The sequence below is a fragment of the Paenibacillus sp. J22R56 genome, from assembly GCF_056269375.1.
Map to the genome: position 1 here is coordinate 306,951 of NZ_JBWDNV010000006.1, position 20,279 is coordinate 327,229.

Consider the following 20,279-nt stretch of genomic DNA (forward strand, 5'->3'; position numbering starts at 1 on the left):
CTCAAATTTATTAATTAAAACAGCAGCCGTTCTGGCTGCCTCGTAATGTTCAGTACTTTTATGATGAGTCATCTTTTTATCGATTAATTTTCAAGACCTAACCGTTTGCGTAACGCTAGCAAGCTTTCCTCCACAGTATGTTTCGCCGTGTCTATTATGATATGATCGCGGTCCCAAGCTTCATAATGCCTGTTCTTAACCTGATCCCACGTGGGGAGCATTAAGCCGGATATATCCGTTTTACGCGTAAGAATTCGATGTCTATGTTCACTTTCGTCTGAGCATACCACTTCGATCTCGACAAATGGAATTTCCAGAGACTCCGCTACATTTCGCCAATCATGACGAGTTATTTGAATAGGATTAACCGTGTCTGCTATCACATCATGTCCTAAACGGAGGCTTTGCTTTGCAATTTCATAACACACGATGTAACCCTCAGGTCCATTGACACTGAGTCCGGTAGCTCGCATAGCCTGCTCTACAACATCAACCCGAAGGTACGTTGCCCGAAGTTCCCTAGCCAAAGCTGACGATAACGTAGACTTTCCGGTGCCTGGCAGACCGCCAAAGATATACAGCATGACTCTTTCCTCCTTTAAGTTAGCATGTTTCACTATCTACATTAGCCATCTTTTCGACGGGCAACATGTAGAACAGCACCCCAGTGTCGACGAACCGACTTATCCCCGCGACTATTAAGTCGAACTCGAATCTCGTTGAAGAGTTTTTCGCGTTTCCATTCTTCCATCAGTATGTGTCCGGAGAAAGTTCTAAGGAGTTGTATGTATTCTTCAACTTGGTAAATACGCTCCCAATCAAAATGCCGTAAATGAACAACCTCAAAAAGCCCGCTCTTCTCAATTTCAGCTCTTTGCTCATGAAGTTCTCCTGGTCGAGGCCAGTCGTTGTTTTCTACCGGTCTACCTTCACCAATCTCATGATAAACAGATTGAATTTCACGGAAGAGTGGATCACCATTGTCTGGGAATACATGATTCGCATTCCAAAATGCCAGATATCCACCGGGTCGGAGGCTTTTTATTGAAATGTAAGATACAAACTGATTCTGCATAGTCATTACGTTATCCTGCCCATCACTTAACAAAAAAAGGAAAGGCATATGCCCTTCCTTCCATCTATGCATCTTATTTGCTGTAAAGCAAAGGGAAATATTCATTATTGAAAGGCTGGCCGTCGTATGGACGAGGACCAAGCAGACGAATATTATCATGTCTGCCTCTGCCTGCCTTATAGACCGTATCACCAGGCATCAAATGTGCAACTATGGAGAGCCGTGGATACTCAGACAGGTTAGGACCCGAGCCGTGGAACGTTAATCCATGGTGGAAGCTAGCTTGACCAGCCTTTAAAATACACGGTTCATCGTTCCAGTCGCCTTTTGAGAATTTCTGTTTAAGTCCTTCCAAATCCTGATCAAAAAAAGCAGCACTGCCTTCAACAATTCCCCACTTGTGAGAGCCCAGAATTGTTCTCATTCCTCCGTTGCTAAGATCGGTATCCTGCAAGGCAATCCAGACTGTTACCATATTTGTTGTACTGCTGCATCTCCAAAATCCATAATCCTGATGCCATCCGACATTGCCTACCCTCGTCTCCTGACCTGCAGCACTAGGCTTGTAGATGATCTGATCATGCCATAGCCTAATAGAGGATTCACCAAGCAACTCGGCGGACATATGCCCTAAATCCGGATGAGTTACAACACTTCGAACCTCGTCGTTAATCCACCAGCCGTTATCATGTTTACGCAATGCTAATTTATTCTCGGGTAATCGGATGTCATGCATAGGGTAGCCGTCACCATCGAAATCAGATGACCAGATCCGTTCATGCGCCAGCCGAAGCTTTTCAATTGTCTCATCATCAATAAGCTTAGGGCTGATCCAATAGCCGTTACTTTCGAAATCCTGCTTATCTTGTGCAGTTACTTCATAAGGAATAAAACCCATCATTCCACCTCATCACTATTAATTATTCACCCTCTTAAGATATCAGCTTATATAGGCTTTGACTTCCCGAAAACTATCGAATAGGATTTTATACATAGATATGATTGGACACAAGGAGATCAGCTGATGACAACCGTGAAAAGCCGTTCTGGACGATGGGAATATGAAGCAGATAATAGTAGTGACCATTCCAATGTCAGCCAGGTTCCCGAGCTTCTTATGCTTGGGTATGATCATTTTACAGAAGCTATGAAATTGTCTCATCATGAGCATGATGGAGCCTTTGAATTTGTGCTGACAGAAAGCGGGAAAGTAACTTGGGAGGTCAATGGACAATATTATGAAGCAAGAGCCGGCGAACTGTTTCATACCCGCCCGAATGAGCCTCACCGAGCGCGTATGGATTTTATGGAACCCTGCACGATCTGGTGGATGATTGTAAGAATACCTTCAATGGACTCTTCCTCGTGGCTTGGTCTTTGCGAGAGTGAGGCAGCCGCTGTCATAGAAAAATTACGAGGTCTGCCAAGAATCATACGAACCAATGTCCAGTTGAAAATTAGTTTCGGTAAGCTGCAGCAAGCTCTTCAATCGGAAGCACAGCCATGGCTTAAGTTGAAAGTCCGGCATCTTGTGCTTGATCTACTTCTTAACATGACCGAGCCTTCTCCTGATTTACATATTCCTGAGGACCTGCAGACTGCCTTGCGTTTCATTACGGAAAACATCCAACGAAATCCTGAGTTGCAATGGAACAATCGAGACATCGCTGCCTCAATAGGGGTAAGTGAATCTCATTTTTACCGCTTGTTCCGGCAAAGCTTTGGTCAGTCTCCCTCCTCATTCGTAGAACGTTCTCGAGTGGAACACGCCGCACAGCTGTTAACGCACTCCGATATTTCCATCACCCAACTTGCTTTAGGTCTTGCCTTCAAGACGAGCCAGCATTTCAGCACCGTGTTTAAAAAAGTAACCGGCATTACTCCTAGCCAATGGAGAGCGTCACACCGCACGTGATATTACGTTCCCCAAAGCCTATCAGGAAGTGGTGAGGTTGTGGGGGCGGCTACCCTCGCTTCACAAACTTCACTTCTGTGTGCTGCCGGAGCAGCTCCCGAATTCCGTCACCAATGGCTCGGATGCCTGGCTCGATGAGTCCTTCCTCCACCTGCGAGACACTTAGACGGAGGACATTCTCCTCCCTGAACTTCGGTAGGTACATGCGCTGGGCCGGATCAACTCGCACTCCGCGCTCCAGTAGATGTTCAGCTACTGCCTTAGCCTTGAGCGTGGTTGGCAGCCCGATAGTGGTATAGAAGCCAGAGTTCGATCTAGTGTAAATGGTTCCAGGTGGCAAATGTTTGCGGTATGCCTCCTGCAACAGCACTGCTTTGCGGCGGTAGATCTCTCGCATCCGGCCTATGTGAGCGGCGAACATGCCGCTCTCGAGGTACACCTCAAGTGCCCCCTGTGTCAATAATGGCGAATGTACGTCAGCAGCAGCTTTCGCTTGCAGGAACCCTTCCCGTAGCCCGTCCGGTAATACGACCAGCCCAAGGCGCAAGCCTGGGAGCATAACTTTAGAAAAGCTTTTTACATAGATGACCACTCCGGATGGATCGTATGCGAACATGGGGTCGTTCCTCTGATTGAAGTCCAAGTCGCCCATGTAATCATCCTCAATAATGTACACGTCATACCTCTGTGCCATTTCAACCATGCGCTTACGTGCTTCGTTCGTGTGGCTGTACCCGGTTGGGTTGTGGAAACGTGAGACGGTGTAGAAGAACTTAACGTTTCCATCCCGGAACAGTACCTCCAGCCGCTCCAGATCCATGCCGCCCTCCTCGTACCGGATGCCATGCACTTCTCCCCCATATCCTCGCAACGATTCGACCATACCGGGATGCACTGGCTGCTCCACGACGATATTTCTCTTACCGTTCGGAAAAGGCAGCCCCACTAATAAATGCAGCGCCTGCTGAGAGCCAGTCACCACATAAATGCGCTCTGGAACCGTGAACACCTGCAAATCCCGTAGATGCCGGGTCAGCTGTAGCCGCAGCGAAGCAAGACCCTGCCCCTCTGAATAAGTGAACATGTCCTCTTGGTACCGTTCGATTGCCTCGTTCATGCAGTGCTGAAAATCTCGGTACGGCATGGCGTTCCGGTCCGGGCCTGCCCATTCGAAATCGATGACGTCCTGCTTCTCCGTTGCCACTCTTCCTTCCACCTCGCCTGAACTTCGGTGCGCGACATAATAACCGCTCTGAGGTACGGCATAGATTCGGTGCTTTTGCTCGAGCTCTCCGTACGCCCGAATCACTGTATTTCTGCTGCAGCCGAACGTTTCTGCCGCTTCCCGGATTGACGGCAGCTTGTCCCCTGGCTTCCGCTTACCGTTCTTCATCTCTTGAAGGATCTTTTCCACAATCGCTTCATAAAGCATTTTTACATGCCTCCTTCATACCAACTGTATGGGTACACTCACTTCAAACGGATGTGCAGTCAAGCCTTACATACCTCTATACTCAGTGTTGTCGACAACTGTTACGCCATTATGAAGAAGCCCGAGGAGGAATGCAACTTGATTAGTTGGAAAAAGATTAACCGAGTCACCTTAACGTTTGCCGCACTGCTGTTCGCTGGCACAACGAGTACAGCGGCTCTTCCCGTGAATGCCGCACCAAAAGAAATAAAGCTGCCCTGTGACGAGCTGTTTCATGACGTGCATGGCACCTTGATTGTCAAAAACCTGAAGACTGACCGCGTTTACGTCTGTAATCCCGAACGCAGCCGGGAACGGTTCACGCCAGAATCTTCATTCAAGGTACCAAACGCGTTAATAGGACTCGAGGTTGGAGCAGTGCTGGACGAATATGAGGTCAAGCGGTGGGACGGCATCGTTCGGCCGTTCGAGGTATGGAACCGAGACCATACGCTGGGCTCGGCAATGCGGGCATCCGCAATCTGGTATTACCAGGAGATGGCTAGAGACATCGAGGCCGAGAGGATGAAGAGCTACCTTGAGCGTATTCATTACGGTAATATGGATATTAGCGGGGGCATCGATACCTTTTGGTTGAACAGCTCGCTAACGATCTCGGCGCAAGAGCAAGTCGGTTTCATGGAAGACCTAGTGGACGAGACTCTGCCCTTCCAAGAGCAGACGATGAAGACCGTCAAGCGCATCATGATCGATGACGATCAGGACAAATACACTGTTCATGGTAAAACAGGTACACGCTTGTCCGACATGGGGCTCGGTTGGTATGTGGGCTATGTGGAGCGCGGGACGACCGACTGGGTGTTCGCCGCAAACGTCGACAGCAGCGGAACAACTGCCAAGACGGTTACACTGGAGGCCTTGAAGAGCCTCAACATTTTGTGATCACCGTTTTGCGCAGTTAATTTCTTTTTGAATATCTAATGATTTCTTCAGCAACTGCTTGAGGGGGATAAGATAACATCGTATATCCCCCTGGTTTTACAGTTACCCTTTCGCCAATATCCAGGTCATTATATAGTTTAATATCGTTTACGTGGTACAGTACCACATCATTCTCATCATCATTGACTAAAAAATCATGAAGAGATTTAGTCCTAGCTTCTTTTTCCGTGATATGATGAACCACATATATTGTAGGTATGTTACTCTCGTTTTCTTTTTCGATGATATAATCGCCTTTATCAGGTTGTTTACTACAACCAAGCAGCGTTCCAATTAAAGCAATAATTAAAATCAATAATATTCTATTCAACTTTTACGCCTCCACAAAGCTTGTTATTTGTATGTTTCCACAATTAGGACGCATTAATAAAGTAATAGTTACGCTAATCAATAATGAGAAAACGACAGCCGATCATAGTGATCGGCTGTCGTCATGTCTTTATTGAGCTCACTAACTAATAACCTAAAACGTCTTCTTTTGCGAACGAAACATTAAGTATAGAAAATAAGGTGCACCAATCAATGTAATTAATATTCCGGATGGAATTTCAACCGGAGCAAGGATCGTTCGACCAATCGTATCGGCCAATACAAGCAGCAGTGCCCCAAGTAAGCTTGATAATACAATAGATTGTCGCGTATTATGTCCAATTACGCTTCTGATCATATGAGGGACAATTAAACCGAGAAAGCCTACCATTCCAACAGCAGCCACAGCACCGGCGGATAATAGAACACCCACAGTCATAGCTATTAATCGTGTTTTACGCACCGGCAAACCAAATCCTATAGAGCTGTCATCAGAAAATGCGAGTAAGTCAAACTTACGACCAAGCCACCATGCAATCGGCAGGAGAACGACTAGAAAGATACAGATCATGAGGAATTGATCCCATGTGCGACCGTATGTCGAACCCGTCAACCATATGTAACCTGTACTCCCCCATAATGGCCCCAGTACCATTAAAGCTTGAATGCCGGCGGATCCAATAGCGGAAACCGCAATCCCCAGTAGAATAACAACTGACGGGTTGAGCGTCTTTCGCCACGCGAAAAGAAAGATGACGCCTGCAGCAATAACAGCTCCGCCAATAGCAGCAATCGGAATAAAGATTATCGAAACTTGCGGCCAGGAAATGAGTACCAGTAATGCTCCGAAACCAGCTCCCGAGGTTACTCCCAATATAGAAGAATCAGCTAATGGATTACGAACAGCTGCTTGAATAAGAACACCACTTACGCTTAGTGCAATGCCAGCACCTGCAGCAACAAGGGTTCGAGGCAATCGTAAATTCATAAGTATGGAATAAGTACCCGCTTGATCAGCCCCCATCAGACTCGGGAATAGCTGACTTAATGGGATACGTGTGCCGCCCATAGTCATGCTTACAAGAATGAATGCGACAACTAAGAAAAGCATACTGAATGCAATAAGCGGGAAGGAAAGGTGAACACGAGTTCTGCCAATAGACATGGATGAGCTTGATAGAGAACCCGAGATTCCTTTCATTTTTTTAAGTATGAGCCAAATAAACCATGGTGCTCCGATTATCGCCATCATCGCGCCAACGGGCATCTCCCCCATGCTGCTGCGAACCATTCGCGTCAGAACATCTGCTGCAGTGAGCAATACGGCTCCCCAAAGGGCTGCGGCGGGAATGAGCCAATTATGCCTTCGCAGTCCACTCATGCGTACTAAGTGAGGGGCGACGAGACCAACAAATCCGATAGGACCAACTACGCTAACCACGACTGCAGCAACCAGCACGGCAAGCGCCAATCCCGCAAAGCGAGTAAGTTCAACCTTCTGACCTAATGATTGCGCAGTGGACTGATCCAAGTTAAAGACGTCGAATTGCTTGCCCATGAAAAAAGCTACGATTATAATAGCGCTGACTCCAGGCCAGGCATATGAAACACCTTTCCAATCGAGTTGCGCAAGCGAGCCTGAGCCCCATAAAAATAGCGATTGTGTTTCCGTAGCGTAAAATATATGCAGGGCGCTTGTAAATGAGCCAATTACCATCGCTACAATCATACCGGAGAGGGCTAGTCGGATTGGACTTGTAGCTCGACCGCCTCCAAGCAAATAGGCACTCATTGCTGCAAGACCTCCGCCAGCGGCGGCAAAGAGAAACGGTGACTGGTGAAGAAGGCTAGGGAAAAAGATCGTTCCCGCAACAACCATAAAATAAGCACCAGCATTAATACCAAGTGTATCTGTTGATGCTAGCGGATTTTTAGTAATCGTCTGAAGCAAAACCCCGGCTACCGCAAGCCCTGCCCCGGAGAAAATGCCTAATATTGCACGCGGCATGCGCATATCCCATACCACATTATGTAAGGGCAGATCTTCGCGCTGAATCAGCGCATCTAAGACAACTTTGAAAGAAATCTGAGCTTCTCCAAAACAAAAACTGGCTATCGACAATAAGAAGAGAGCGGCTAAGCCGCTCACGAATAAACTAAACGTTCTCATTTTGTAATAGCTTCAACAACACGATCAACTAATACTTTGGAAGATAGTGGGCCGCCAAAGGTCCATGTGTCTCCACCAATGCCATAAGTCCGGTTTTCTTTAACAAAATTCAATCCGTTCCAAACCGTGTTATCTTTCACAGTGTCACCAAAAACATTATCGTTATCTTGGACAATATATATGAAGTTGGAATCGCTCACTGCGGGCAGAGCCTCGAAGGTCGCATCTGTAAAACCATACTTCTCAAATTTGTCTGACTTCCAATCGCTGGTAATACCGATACGATTGAGCGTTTGAACGACTGTTGACGTATCCGTAAACATCCTAAGCGTTACCGAATTCTGGCTGCTGAATCCTTGCGTAATTACATAATTAAATTTGTCTTTGCCAGCTGCTGCAAGCTTTTCCTTAGCCTCTGCATAATGCTGATCCAGATCGGCAAGCACTTTATTTGCTTCCTCCGATTTACCTACTGCTTGAGCAATGGTTTTGAAGTCTTTGACCATTCCTGTATAAGCGTCTCCTTCGTTCGGATAAGGATCAAATTCAATCGTTGGAGCGATCGCGTTAAGCTGATCATAAATCGCATCGTTATTATCTGTATTGGAAATAATCAGATCAGGTTTTAACGCCGCGATCGTCTCCAGGTTAGGCTCCCAACGCAAGCCGACATCTGTAACGTTATCTGCGAGTGCCGCTTCTTTAGTGACCCATAGCGTATATTCCTTATTGTCCGCATTTCCAACTGGCTGAATTCCTAATGCGATTAATTCCTCTGAGAAGATCCACTCCAAAGCGACAACTCGCACTGCCGGCTTCTCAAGCTTAGTCTCGCCTTTACCATGTTTAATCACGATAGAACCAGTCGCTGTATCATTACTAGGTGTAACGTTGCTGGTGTTATTCGTATTTTTCGAGCTACAAGCTGCTGTAATTATTAGAATAGATAGCAGAACCAAACTTACTTGTAAAAACTTTTTCATTTGTGCTTTCCTCCATAATAGCTTAATTATCGCAATCAATAATGATAATCGATATCAATTGCATCTAAGTGAGACTATCATTGTTAAACAGAGTTGTCAATATTTATGAAGGAATTTAGCTCGCACACTATTATCTGATGCGGCAAGTATTGCGGCCTAATAATTTATTGATGGCGCATTTTTGTGCCAAGCCAGTTATTAGAAATGGTAAAGCAATTAGACCCGCTAATTTCCAGTAGCCTGGCAGGACAATAAATAAGGATAACAATACAATCCCTACAATAATCCGAATAGCACGGTCTGTTCCTCCAACGTTTTTCATCATTTATTTCTCCTCTCGTGTTTTGAAGATTTGTTTGTTTGTCTTACAGTTACGATCATACCAAGGCTAAAAAGAAAGAACCGTAACTTCGTCACTTACAACAAAAAAACCACCTAACAGGTGGCTGATCATTTATTACTCTATATACCGTTCAAGCGCGCTATGATTTCTTATCGTAATTTTCCCTCTCGAAAGTTGAATGATTCCTTCCTTCTCAAGTCCCTTCAACGTTCTGCTAATCACCTCGCGAGCCGTACCTAGCTCAACGGACAAGCTGTCATGCGTTATATGCAGGGTATGGGAATTTCCGGTCTGATTAACCATTTGAATAAGGAATTCCGAAATTCTTCCCCGGATGGATTTGAAGTTGATGCTGTCGAGCAGATTAGACATAATGACAATCCGTCTGGCAAAAGATTTGAATATATACTGCCGGAAACTTTGATATCGATCCGTCCACTCTCTGAAAATATCCGCAGGAATCATCAGCACAAGGCCGGCTGTTTCTACGCAAGCTGAAGCTTCATATTCGGACTCTCCCAAAACACTAGAGCTCATTAGTGGACAACATTCTCCGCTATGAATCCTGTACAATGTGATTTCCCGGCCACTGGTGCTTACTTTATACATTCTAACTGTGCCCTCTAACACCATAACGACGTACTCCAGAAATTGTCCTTCTTCAATAATATAATTTGGTTCCATCTGAAGGACTTTGATGCCGTCTTGATTCCAATCCTGCTCCGTTATGTCTGCCAAGCTAGGGAATAGTGTTATGATTCGCGATAAATATTCAGATAGAATCAATCCGTTCAGCTCCTCCTTAAGAATTAGCGATTATAATATTAGCACAAAAGCTGAACGCTAATCTGTGATAAAGTCACACTAGGATGCTGCTAATTTCCTGCCTCGAATCAAGCTAACGAGTAGAAAAACAATCGGAAACCCAACAATAAAAATCGGGAATATGTATTTGATCCATACAAAATTCGCGTAATCCAACATGCCAACGATATTGGCAGGTATTAAGGCTATAGCCAAAATGATGGCTGCAGCATATCCGATCACTGCCCGCCAGTTCTTGATGCCTAATAATTGTGCAGTTCCATAGCTGTTAATGAACAAATAAATGGACAACTTGATAAATACGCTGAAGATCCAGATGAACACGATCCAGACATCCATGTTTTGAATGAATTCCAGGTAATTAATAAATCGAACCATGCTAAAATACGGAAAGTATAAGGTGGATCCAATATTAGTTCCGAAGGTTGCGACAACCATAACCGCCGTCACTACAGCAATTAATGATGGAGTACCAATCGCCAGCAGCGTTGGCTTCATCAATTTTTTTGAATTTGCGATGAACGGGGTCAACATCATGATCATCATCGATTCCCCTAAGAAAGAAGCATTTACCAATGAACCCTTCAAAATCGGTATGACACCGGAATCCGCAAATACAGGCAAAAGAAGCGATGGGTGCAGATTAGTTATATTCAACGCAAAAGTAATGATAATCCCCACCAGCAGCAATGGCCCTGCCATTTCACTAAAGCGGGCAATCGCTTCGATGTTTCCTGCATAGTTGATATACACCATAGCTGCGACCATAAGAACTGCGATGATCCATACGGGCGTATCGTGAAATAGAAATTGATTAATAAATAATGAAAATATTCTTAATATATCAGCGGCTACAGAAAACCACATCATAATATACAGGATAGCAATTCCTTTGCCGACCCATTTTCCAAATAGCTTCTGAGTAAACTCAACCAAGGTATGGGAAGCATGCCACTGACTGACTCGAATTAATATCATGGTCACAACAAGACCAATGACGCCTGCCACCACAAGGGAGATCCAGGCGTCCTGTCTAGCTATCTCAATCGTTGGCGATACAGTCAGCCATATGCTCATCGAGATTTCTAACGTAGTGAAGATCCAGAACAACTGCCAAGTTGAAATTTTCAATTTCTATCTCCTATTCCCGGGACGCGCTTGCCTATATCCCCTGTACTCTGTATTTTCAATCTGACCTCAACAGACACTTCAAGTGTAGGGAAAAGCTGATCCCATTTGGTCCGAATTCCTTTCCAGTAGTAAGGATGTTCTCTATGTATCTCTTCTCCAAATCCGAACACGTCCTGCCCGTATTGACTCTGTAGCTTTTTTATTGTCTCTTCTACTTGCTTAGCTTTCATTTTATTTAACTCTCGTTCTAAACGGATTCGTTCGGTAGTTACGGAAAGATCAATATTCGTATTGTTTTCAAGCACCCGTCCAGTTCCCACGAGTTTCACATGGGCTTTAAGCTTATTGTCTTTGATTTCCGTAACAACGCTTTTTTTAAGATTAGATTCATACAGAGATACGCTGCCTTGTCCCGTTTCTTCCGTCAAGTATAGATTCTTTAGCACCCCTTTGACCCAAAACAATTCCAGTGACTCTCTCCCGCTGACTTCTCCAACCATCCGCAGCTTATTATTAAAAATAGCAACGGATCTAACCTCGATAATTTGTTGTTTCTCTTGCTTATTCTTGGGAGCAATATCAACCATCGGCATTGATGGCCGAATACCATCACGTCCAACATCGAGTAACACATCCCTTAAGGCAGTGTCTCCTAATCGGCAAAATCGGTCTTGATTAACCGCGACAATCGTCGAGAATTGTTCGAAAGGACTGTTAATATCTAACAATTCCTTTCCTTTTCCATTATTCACAACGAAAATATCTGTCCGCATTCGCGTATCCGTATTTCGCGTGAATTGATCCATTATATCGAGAATTCCCTTGCGGGCCATTTTTTCTCCGATGAAAATAGACCTGCGATGTCCTAGAAAAATCCTCCGGGGCAGCTTATCTTGAATTTGCTGCATGGAATCAACAATCGAAGCCCCAGAAGCGGTTACTACAATATTTGCCCTTCCTTCACTTCCACCGCCCCCTCCTCTGGAGCTGCTAATGCCCGATGGAACGGCGATTTGAGCGCTTTTTTCAAGCTGACCGTCTTCTGATAGATCTAAGGATGTTCCAATCCAGAAAGCATAATCGTTTATCTCATTCCTGTCCCAGCAACCTGTAAGGAGAACACTCAGTATTACAATTACACAAAGGATGGAATAACTGCTTCTTTTCATTGTTTTTGCCTTCCCGATATGTAACGTTTGTTCATTCGAATCAGTGTATCTTTCCAGAATTTAGGTGCAACAGGAGCCATTGGGCTTAAATAAGGAACCCCGAACGACTTAAGTGACACTAGATGAATCATGATAAACATAATTCCTATCGCAACACCGTACAATCCAAGAAATCCCCCAAATATGAGCAGTGGAAACCGTAACATTCGAAACGGTAATGCAAGGCTATAACTGGGAAATGCAAACGAGGCTATACCAGTACCTGCAACAATCATGACAATAGGAGCAGAGATAAATCCAGCTTGAACAGCTGCTTCCCCAATAACTAATGCGCCTACGATACTTACGGCTGACCCAATTGCTTTAGGCAGACGTAGACCCGCTTCTCGCAACCCCTCGAACATAAGCTCCATTAATAACGTCTCAATAACGGTCGGAAACGGAATGCCTTCTCTGGATACTGAAATACTAAGCATAAGAGCCAGTGGGATCATCTGGGGATGGAATGTCGTTAGCGCAACATATATAGATGGAAGCAGGCAGGACAGAATAGCTAATAAGAACCGTAAAAATCTAACAGCAGATACATAGATGAAACGTTCATAATGGTCTTCCGCTGCTTGAAATCCGGACCAGAATGTCATTGGCAAGAGCAAAGCGTTTGGAGAACCGTCAACGATAATGGCCACTCTCCCTGCCAATAAACTCGCGGCAACCGTGTCCGGACGCTCTGTATTCTGGATTTGGGGGAATAAGGAAAAGCTCTTGTCCTCAATGAATTCTTCAATATAACCAGAATCAAGCAGTTGATTCGTGCGGAAAGCCTTCAGTCTTCTAGAGACTTCCTGGAGAAGTTCTGGTTTAACTTTTCCCTCGATATAACTAACAACAAATTCAGTATTGGTAAGTTCTCCTGCTTGATGACTTTCAAACTTTAAATTTGGATGACTTATTTTTCTTCTAATTAAGCTCTTATTCGTGTTTAGATCTTCGGTGAAACCCTCACGTGGACCACGAATAGATGCTTCGTTCGAGGGCTCACTAATCGCGCGATGCTGGAAAGAGGTCAGACCTGCTATATAAGCATATGGTTTACCATCTATAATGATTGCAGTACTCCCTTTCAGCACTTTAGCTACAATATCCGATATGCGTGTTACTATTTTATATTGAGTTAGCCGCTCGCTACCGCTAACCATACACGCAGAAATAATCTGCTCCAATTCGTTAGAATCCGTCAGTTCTTGTATGTAAACAAGCAGAATGCTCGAATTCTCCGATAGCTTCAAAGTGCGAAATACCACATCAGCGCAGTTATGAAAAATAGATTGCAACACATCTTGATTGATCGCTAAATATTCACTCACATCCTCGGCTTCCACTCTGATTACCTCCTCTTCCAGAAAGTTCATGTATATGTTGCGCAGATGAATACCCCTTTATTACATAAAAAAGAAGTGTGCATTTCGCATGCACACTTCTCCATTTTATTGCTTCAGCCAATTTTCCTCTGTCAGAACAGCCATAACCGCCATTGCTGCTTTGCTGCCGGAAGCCGCGGCGTAGATTAATTGCGACGGCATTACATAAGCCGAATCCCCTGCTGCGTAGACGCCATCCACGGTGGTCTTGCCCATCTCACTGGTCTCGATTCCACCGTTGCTAGTCGTTTGATAACCCAATGACTCTTGGAAAGCAGCCTTAGGAAGTTGAATAGGATCAATAAACCCGCCGCTTCGTTCAATAAAGGAACCATCCGTAAAGTGGACCTTCTCCAGTACCCCATTTTGCCCGGATAAAGTTGAGATAGGAGTCTGAATAACCGGTATTCCTCGGAACGCCAACTGCTCCCGTTGTTCATCTGTAAGAACGTCATTGCCATTCGTACATACAACCAGATCATTACTCCAGTGAAGCAGCAATTTCACTTTATGCATTACGCTTGGCATATCCGAGATCACAACCAGCGGTTGATCGCGAAGCTCCCAGCCATCGCAGAATGGACATTGGAATATACTTTTTCCATAAAAATCACGGATCCCATCAATCTCGGGCAAGATCTCCTTCAACCCTGCGGATAAAATCACCTTGCTGGCTTGCATTTTCTCACCATCGGAGGTGGATACCGTGAAGACATTGTCCGATCGCTGAATATCGGTCACTTCCTTCTGCGAATGCTGAACGGTTGGATAACTCAGCACCTCCTCCAAAGCAATGCGCCGAAACTCGGCTGGTTCAACTCCATCCCGTGTTATGAATCCGTGAGATGCATGTGTTACCTTGTTTCTTGGGTCGTTATTATCGAACAAAACCACATTTTTTCTGGCTCTGCCAAGCACCAATGCCGCATTTAATCCTGCCGGTCCGCCTCCAACAATAGCTACATCATAAATCTTAATGATAAATCCCTCCATTCGTTTAATTAAAGACTTTATAGATAAATGATATCTATAATTACTGAATAAAAATTGCCCTTGTAATCACAAGGACAAGCCCGCTTGCTTGGCAAGATCCGCCAACTTCGCATTCTTTAAATGGCGCTCCATGTCTTCTTCAGCGGCGACCATTACGTGATTTATAAGGCAATGGGGATTTTCACTTTGGCAGCATTCAAACAATGAAGTAGTGCCTTCAATCGCATGAATGACGTCTAGAAAGGAAATATCTTCTTTTCTCCCTTTCACCCTATACCCGCCATTTGCGCCGGATGCAGATTCGATCAGCCCTGCCTTCACCAGCTTAGTCAGGATCTTCGAAAGGTAGGTCGGAGATACACCTTGTTTTTCAGCGAGCTGCTGAACGCCTACAGGTCTATCCGCTGCTACAGCAATCAAATAAAGCATCGTGTGGAGGGCATAGTTCGTCGCTTTAGAATATTTCATTGTTGTGTACCCCTCCCAATCAAGGACTTCATGTGTCTATGATAACCATAATGGAGATGGTTAGTCAAGACGCTTGTTGTAACACCTATTAATTCAATAAATAAGATCTTCTCTGAATTCCAACCCGTGTAAGCGGCAATAATCCTTATACTTCTTCAGTACGGTATAAATATCGTCTTGGCCTGTGATCTGATTATTCTCATCAAAATATTGAAGAGCACCACTTAGAATAAATAGTACCCTCATATCTCCATTTGCCTTGAATGTTGTTCCTGTATTGAGATCAAATCGTAAAGGCTTGAAATAACAAGAATGATTAGTCTACACCTTACTTAATACAACTCCTAAGGCAATTACACTAATAATCATAGCTATTATACTTACCGTTAAAGCAGTAACCAGAATTTTTGATATGGATTTCATTCCGCGCCTCCAGTCTATCCCTATTTTTACATATATACGAGATCCTGAACATGTGTCGCGCATATCCCTAACACATATATAAAGGAAGTACGTAATGTAGCCCAATATTGTTCATTAAGCTTACTACTTTTCACTCGAGTTTTCCTCTTGCCAGTCTTTCCAGACTAGGCGGCCGGGCAAGACGCAATTTATGCATACTTTGCAGCTCCGAGAGCTTGAACGAGATGGCATTTTTCATTTCGAAATTTATTAGCAGGAGCCCCCAAAAGTAGAGTACTCGCTGACTGAATTCGGATTGACGTTAAAGCCGATCATCCTCGATATAAAGCAGTGGGGAATATCCTATTCGATATACGGTAGCAAACGGCAGTGAAAGAAGAAGATGAAACGGATGACTAATAATCGAAATCCGGAGAAACCCGGGAAAAAAAAAGAAGCCTTGAACCGAGGCTTCTTGGGGTTGTATAAGTTTAATTCAGCCTACTTTAGCGCCATGAGACATCGAGAACAATACCGATTGCTCCCGATCCATTCGTAAACCGGCGATGGAGAAATTCTTGAAGTCCACACCCGCCATTTCTGCTCCTCTTACATCTGCGCCAAGCAGCTTTGCCTTTGCCAACACGGCCATCGTAAGATCACAGTCTCTCAAATCCGCCTTTTCCAGATTGGCTCCAGACAAGTCTGCCTCATGAAATTTTATCCCACGTAGGTCCTGTTTCACTAAGTTGGAGAACCTCAAGTTCGTATAAGACCAGTCCCCTTGAATAATGCTGATGCCATCCAACGTTGATCCAGAGAAATCCGACCCTGTCATTTTACAAGCTTCGAATTTGGTTACAAACAGGTTAGCACCGTTAAAGTTGCAATTATCGAAAGCTGATTCTTTATGAATAGAGCCATTAAGCAATGCCCCGCGAAAGTCACATTCAATAAATCGACAATTCATGGATGTCAGCTCTTCCAAAGATCCATTCGCAAATGAGCACCGATTAAAGGTGCAGCTGATCAGCTCTCCATATCGTAAATCCTGTGAGCTAAAATCTACTCCTGTATATTTCTGATCGCTATATTGAAACATAATAAGCCTCCTATAAATGATAAGTTAGCCTATTTACTATAGCATATGGAAGTCAAGTACACGTTCGAGCATGCTGAAATGTCAAGCAAATTATTTTTTCACCCCTGATCTAGACTCTTCAAAATATAACTAAGCTTTTCATTCATATATTCCGGGCTATGCTCGAAGCCTACTTCACTCCACTGAATAATCAAGCCCATTATGGCATTGGCTGTATAGGCGATGACAAACATATCCATCCCTCCATTAGATGAGGTACTTTCCAATATTAATCCCTTAATTTTCTCAAACAAGGAATAGTAATACGAAAGTGATGATTTTTTATCAAACACAATCTCATAGAACGCTTGGTACTTCTTCACATGATGAAAGAGCCTGATCGTTGAAGGATCTAGTAGTTTATGATTAATCACGGTTACATGACGGTATGGCTCGTAATAAGAGTCTTCCAAGTCTTTGAGCAAATGTTGAAGATGCTCATCAAACAATGCAGCCACGTCCGTGTAATGCAAGTAAAAGGTTCCTCTATTCACACTTGCCTCACGGCATAGGGTTGATACAGAAATAGTTTCAAGCGGTTTTGTTTTTAATAATGTAAGGAGCGCATGATGTAAGGCTTTCTTCGTCTTCACAATTCTTAGATCGTTCTCGTTCAAGTCCTCCACCTCGTGACTGACAGTTAGTATTATTGCTAATTCATTATAGCATCATAAAAAATAAAAAAAAGTTGCAAGCAGTCTAACTGCTTGCAACTCTCTTAAATGAATGGATTAGAAACCTGCTGTCCAGCCAGCATCTGCTGCCAGAACAACACCGTTTACGAAGCTTGACTCATCCGATGCCAGGAATAAGGCCACTTGAGCAATTTCTTCAGGTTGTCCAACACGAGGAATAACACCTTGCGTTACTTTGGTACGTGAAGCACCAAACTCATCCCAGTTACTCATCGAGGACGTGATGTTTGTCATTGTCGCACCTGGTGCGATGGCATTACAACGAATGCCTTTTTGAGCGTACATGAAACCTGTGTTTTTCGTAATCCCAATTACAGCATGCTTGGACGCTGTATAAGCTGCACCAGCATGTGCACCACTGAAACCGCCGGTAGAAGCCGTATTCACAATAACGCCTTTACCTTTCTCCAGGAAAATCGGAATGGCTTTGCGGATCGCACGCATAACGCCTTTTGTATTTACATCAAAGATAAGATCCCATCTATCATCATTTACATCGCCAATTGGCGCCATATTATCCATGATTCCTGCATTATTAACCAATATATCAAGCGTTCCGAATTCATTAACAGCAGTATCGATCATCGTATTGATATCTTCGAGCTCAGCAACGTTCGTTTTTACAGCAATTGCTTCGCCGCCATTTGCTTTAATACCCGCAACAACTGCTTCAGCACCTTCGATATTAAGATCGGAGACAACAACCTTTGCTCCTTCTTTTGCATACAACTCTGCAATAGCTTTGCCCATACCCGATGCTGCTCCAGTAACGATTGCTACTCTACCTTCCAAACGCATATAAATCCCTCCGCATAGTTATTGAACAGTTGTTCATTTAAATTATAGGGATGTTATAGACACTTTGTCAAATAGATTGAAAAAACGGCAGTTCTAAGGCTCTGTATTACCGTTTACATAATATGTTGAGTAACCTCATAGCTTCACTCCCCCAATGAATTGTATCCCATCAAAAGTATATTTTTCCTCTTGAGAGCTTGCCTTAGCCAATCCATAATATTCCTGCAAGATAGAATTGAATAAAGAGGAGGAGTAAATGATGAAGGAAGCTAAGAATCACCGCTTCACCCGCACATTACTAACACTCGTTCTATCTCTCTCGCTGCTGCTCACATTCCTGCCAACTGCTGCCAAAGCAGCCGACCGAGGAGCCTGGGCACCAAATGTAACGTACGCCGTCAACGACACGGTCACGTACAACGGTACAACGTATAAGTGCATACAAGGTCACACATCATTGGTTGGCTGGGAACCGCCGATCGTTCCAGCATTGTGGAATACCGTTCAAGGTGGTGGTAGTGGTGATACAACGGTTCCAAGTGCCCCGTCCAACCTACGTGCTACTGCTACTACATCATCTAGTGTTACATTAACCTGGAATGCCTCCACAGATAATGTTGCCGTTACTGGATACGATGTCTATCGTGGAACCACACTTGCAGGCAGCACAAGTAATGGAGTACTTACCTTTACTAACAGCGGATTAAGTGCAAGTACAACATACTCTTTTACCGTTAAAGCCAAAGATGCGGCAGGCAACAGTTCGGCTGCAAGCACGGCTCTCAGTGTAACAACTCTCGCTCCTTCGGTTGATCAGACTGCTCCATCCACTCCTTCCAATCTTCGCACTACAGGAACGACTTCCACCAGTGTATCCTTAGCTTGGAATGCCTCCACAGATAATGTTGGTGTGAGTGGCTATGACGTATACAAGGGATCCACACTCGCGCTTTCTGTCTCAGGAACCACTGCCATTATTACAGGACTTTCAGCCTCTACTACTTACAGCTTTACTGTTAAAGCCAAGGATACAGCCGGCAATATTTCTTCAGCAAGCAGTGTCTTAAGCGTCACAACTGGCCCTACAGATCCTGGCGGCAACGGCAGCCTTCCGAAGCATACACTAACAGGCTACTGGCAAAATTTTGTGAACGGAGCAACAAATCTGAAATTAAGCGCTGTACCAAGTCAATACGACATTGTCGTGGTCTCCTTTGCTGAGATGGATCCAACTAAACCTGGCGGCGTTACCTTTAACGTAGACTCCGGCTTATCCTCCACACTTGGCGGTTATACGAATGCGAACTTGATCAGCGACATAAGCCAGAAACATGCTCAGGGTAAAAAGGTCATTCTCTCTGTCGGCGGCGAGAAAGGTAATATTAATCTGAATTCAGCTTCACCTAACGTAACGAATTTTGTAGACAGTATGTATGGTCTAATTACACAGTTTGGCTTCGACGGGGTCGACATCGATTTGGAAAATGGCATGAACGTCGCCAATCTCACTTCTGCCGTTCGTCAGCTTCAACAAAAAGTTGGTTCAAGCTTTATCCTTACGATGGCTCCTCAGACGATTGATATGCAAAGCGCAAACACTTCCTATATGCAGCTCTATACGAATCTGAAAGATATTACGACAGTTATTAATGTTCAATACTATAACTCCGGCTGTATGCTTGGACGTGATGGCAAATGCTACTCCCAAGGAACCGTTGATTTCTTGACCGCTCTCTCTGATCTGACCCTGCAGTGGGTTGCTCCATCTCAATTAGGAATTGGGGTTCCTGCAACAAGTTCAGCAGCAGGGGGCGGTTATGTTGCTCCATCAATCGTGAATCAAGCGGTCAAATGTCTTGCAACTGGCAGTGATTGCGGCACTTATAAACCGGTCGCCAAGTACCCGGATCTCCGCGGGGCAATGACCTGGTCAATTAACTGGGATGCTTCAAGTGGTTACCTCTTAGCCAATACGGTGAAGCCGTACTTAACAACATTACCGTAACG

At 44.5% G+C, this 20,279-nt stretch carries 20 protein-coding genes and 1 pseudogene; 4 read left to right on the top strand and 17 right to left on the bottom strand.

Annotated features, from left to right (window positions below; all coding sequences use genetic code 11):
* Positions 1-83: 83 nt before the first annotated feature.
* From AC0YNT_RS16495 to AC0YNT_RS16505, 3 genes are all read right to left on the bottom strand, one after another.
* Positions 84-584, bottom strand: a complete 501-nt coding sequence (locus AC0YNT_RS16495) for a P-loop nucleotide/nucleoside kinase family protein (protein WP_475805604.1) — start codon at positions 582-584, stop codon at positions 84-86.
* Between the two features lie 41 nt (positions 585-625).
* Positions 626-1,081 carry a hypothetical protein gene (locus tag AC0YNT_RS16500; protein WP_475805605.1) on the bottom strand — a complete coding sequence of 152 codons (456 nt, stop codon included), beginning with the start codon at positions 1,079-1,081 and terminating at the stop codon, positions 626-628.
* A 67-nt stretch (positions 1,082-1,148) separates the two neighbouring features.
* A complete protein-coding gene (locus tag AC0YNT_RS16505) occupies positions 1,149-1,976 on the bottom strand; it encodes a phytanoyl-CoA dioxygenase family protein (protein ID WP_475805606.1) in 828 nt (275 codons plus the stop codon).
* Positions 1,977-2,099: 123 nt separating this feature from the next.
* Here AC0YNT_RS16505 and AC0YNT_RS16510 point away from each other — a divergent pair, with 123 nt between their 5' ends.
* Entirely contained in the window at positions 2,100-2,990 is an 891-nt protein-coding gene (locus AC0YNT_RS16510) for an AraC family transcriptional regulator (protein WP_475805607.1), read from the top strand.
* A gap of 49 nt (positions 2,991-3,039) precedes the next feature.
* Here AC0YNT_RS16510 and AC0YNT_RS16515 read toward each other — a convergent pair whose 3' ends face one another.
* The gene (locus AC0YNT_RS16515; protein WP_475805608.1) at positions 3,040-4,422 is read right to left on the bottom strand and encodes an aminotransferase-like domain-containing protein; all 1,383 of its coding nucleotides are present in this window, start codon (positions 4,420-4,422) and stop codon (positions 3,040-3,042) included.
* A 141-nt stretch (positions 4,423-4,563) separates the two neighbouring features.
* On the opposite strand from AC0YNT_RS16515, the gene blaOXA reads away from it, so the two are divergent.
* On the top strand, positions 4,564-5,364 hold the full coding sequence (blaOXA, locus tag AC0YNT_RS16520) for a class D beta-lactamase (RefSeq protein WP_475805723.1): 801 nt from the start codon (positions 4,564-4,566) through the stop codon (positions 5,362-5,364).
* Positions 5,365-5,380: 16 nt separating this feature from the next.
* Here the strand turns inward: blaOXA and AC0YNT_RS16525 are convergent, their stop codons facing one another.
* The 10 genes from AC0YNT_RS16525 to AC0YNT_RS16570 all read right to left on the bottom strand — a co-directional run bounded on the left by AC0YNT_RS16525 (position 5,381) and on the right by AC0YNT_RS16570 (position 15,236).
* Positions 5,381-5,734 carry a DUF3221 domain-containing protein gene (locus AC0YNT_RS16525; RefSeq protein ID WP_475805609.1) on the bottom strand — a complete coding sequence of 118 codons (354 nt, stop codon included), beginning with the start codon at positions 5,732-5,734 and terminating at the stop codon, positions 5,381-5,383.
* 153 nt (positions 5,735-5,887) lie between these two features.
* Positions 5,888-7,903, bottom strand: a complete 2,016-nt coding sequence (locus AC0YNT_RS16530; protein WP_475805610.1) for an iron ABC transporter permease — start codon at positions 7,901-7,903, stop codon at positions 5,888-5,890.
* Positions 7,900-8,886 carry an ABC transporter substrate-binding protein gene (locus tag AC0YNT_RS16535; protein WP_475805611.1) on the bottom strand — a complete coding sequence of 329 codons (987 nt, stop codon included), beginning with the start codon at positions 8,884-8,886 and terminating at the stop codon, positions 7,900-7,902. Before AC0YNT_RS16535 ends, AC0YNT_RS16530 begins: the two co-directional genes overlap by 4 nt.
* 130 nt (positions 8,887-9,016) lie before the next feature.
* A complete protein-coding gene (locus tag AC0YNT_RS16540; protein WP_475805612.1) occupies positions 9,017-9,211 on the bottom strand; it encodes a YgaP family membrane protein in 195 nt (64 codons plus the stop codon).
* A gap of 132 nt (positions 9,212-9,343) precedes the next feature.
* Complete coding sequence (locus AC0YNT_RS16545) at positions 9,344-10,015, bottom strand: Crp/Fnr family transcriptional regulator (protein ID WP_475805613.1); 672 nt, start codon at positions 10,013-10,015, stop codon at positions 9,344-9,346.
* Positions 10,016-10,093: 78 nt separating this feature from the next.
* Positions 10,094-11,185 (bottom strand): GerAB/ArcD/ProY family transporter, encoded by a 1,092-nt coding sequence (locus tag AC0YNT_RS16550; protein ID WP_475805614.1) that lies wholly within the window; start codon positions 11,183-11,185, stop codon positions 10,094-10,096.
* The gene (locus tag AC0YNT_RS16555) at positions 11,182-12,354 is read right to left on the bottom strand and encodes a Ger(x)C family spore germination protein (RefSeq protein ID WP_475805615.1); all 1,173 of its coding nucleotides are present in this window, start codon (positions 12,352-12,354) and stop codon (positions 11,182-11,184) included. The genes AC0YNT_RS16550 and AC0YNT_RS16555 overlap by 4 nt, the downstream gene beginning before the upstream one ends.
* Positions 12,351-13,736, bottom strand: a complete 1,386-nt coding sequence (locus AC0YNT_RS16560) for a spore germination protein (protein WP_475805616.1) — start codon at positions 13,734-13,736, stop codon at positions 12,351-12,353. The genes AC0YNT_RS16555 and AC0YNT_RS16560 overlap by 4 nt, the downstream gene beginning before the upstream one ends.
* Before the next feature lie 105 nt (positions 13,737-13,841).
* On the bottom strand, positions 13,842-14,768 hold the full coding sequence (locus AC0YNT_RS16565) for an NAD(P)/FAD-dependent oxidoreductase (RefSeq protein WP_475805617.1): 927 nt from the start codon (positions 14,766-14,768) through the stop codon (positions 13,842-13,844).
* Positions 14,769-14,834: 66 nt separating this feature from the next.
* The gene (locus AC0YNT_RS16570; RefSeq protein WP_475805618.1) at positions 14,835-15,236 is read right to left on the bottom strand and encodes an Rrf2 family transcriptional regulator; all 402 of its coding nucleotides are present in this window, start codon (positions 15,234-15,236) and stop codon (positions 14,835-14,837) included.
* A gap of 595 nt (positions 15,237-15,831) precedes the next feature.
* On the opposite strand from AC0YNT_RS16570, the pseudogene AC0YNT_RS16575 reads away from it, so the two are divergent.
* A pseudogene (locus tag AC0YNT_RS16575) lies at positions 15,832-16,032 on the top strand (winged helix-turn-helix transcriptional regulator); the annotation flags it as partial.
* A 102-nt stretch (positions 16,033-16,134) separates the two neighbouring features.
* Here the strand turns inward: AC0YNT_RS16575 and AC0YNT_RS16580 are convergent.
* The 3 genes from AC0YNT_RS16580 to AC0YNT_RS16590 form a co-directional block, all read right to left on the bottom strand.
* The gene (locus tag AC0YNT_RS16580; RefSeq protein WP_475805619.1) at positions 16,135-16,740 is read right to left on the bottom strand and encodes a pentapeptide repeat-containing protein; all 606 of its coding nucleotides are present in this window, start codon (positions 16,738-16,740) and stop codon (positions 16,135-16,137) included.
* Between the two features lie 98 nt (positions 16,741-16,838).
* Entirely contained in the window at positions 16,839-17,396 is a 558-nt protein-coding gene (locus tag AC0YNT_RS16585; RefSeq protein WP_475805620.1) for a TetR-like C-terminal domain-containing protein, read from the bottom strand.
* Positions 17,397-17,510: 114 nt separating this feature from the next.
* Positions 17,511-18,272 (bottom strand): SDR family oxidoreductase, encoded by a 762-nt coding sequence (locus AC0YNT_RS16590; RefSeq protein ID WP_167275024.1) that lies wholly within the window; start codon positions 18,270-18,272, stop codon positions 17,511-17,513.
* A gap of 256 nt (positions 18,273-18,528) precedes the next feature.
* Here AC0YNT_RS16590 and AC0YNT_RS16595 point away from each other — a divergent pair, with 256 nt between their 5' ends.
* Positions 18,529-20,277: a fibronectin type III domain-containing protein gene (locus tag AC0YNT_RS16595; RefSeq protein ID WP_475805621.1), complete on the top strand. Its 1,749-nt coding sequence runs from the start codon at positions 18,529-18,531 to the stop codon at positions 20,275-20,277.
* Positions 20,278-20,279: the final 2 nt, after the last annotated feature.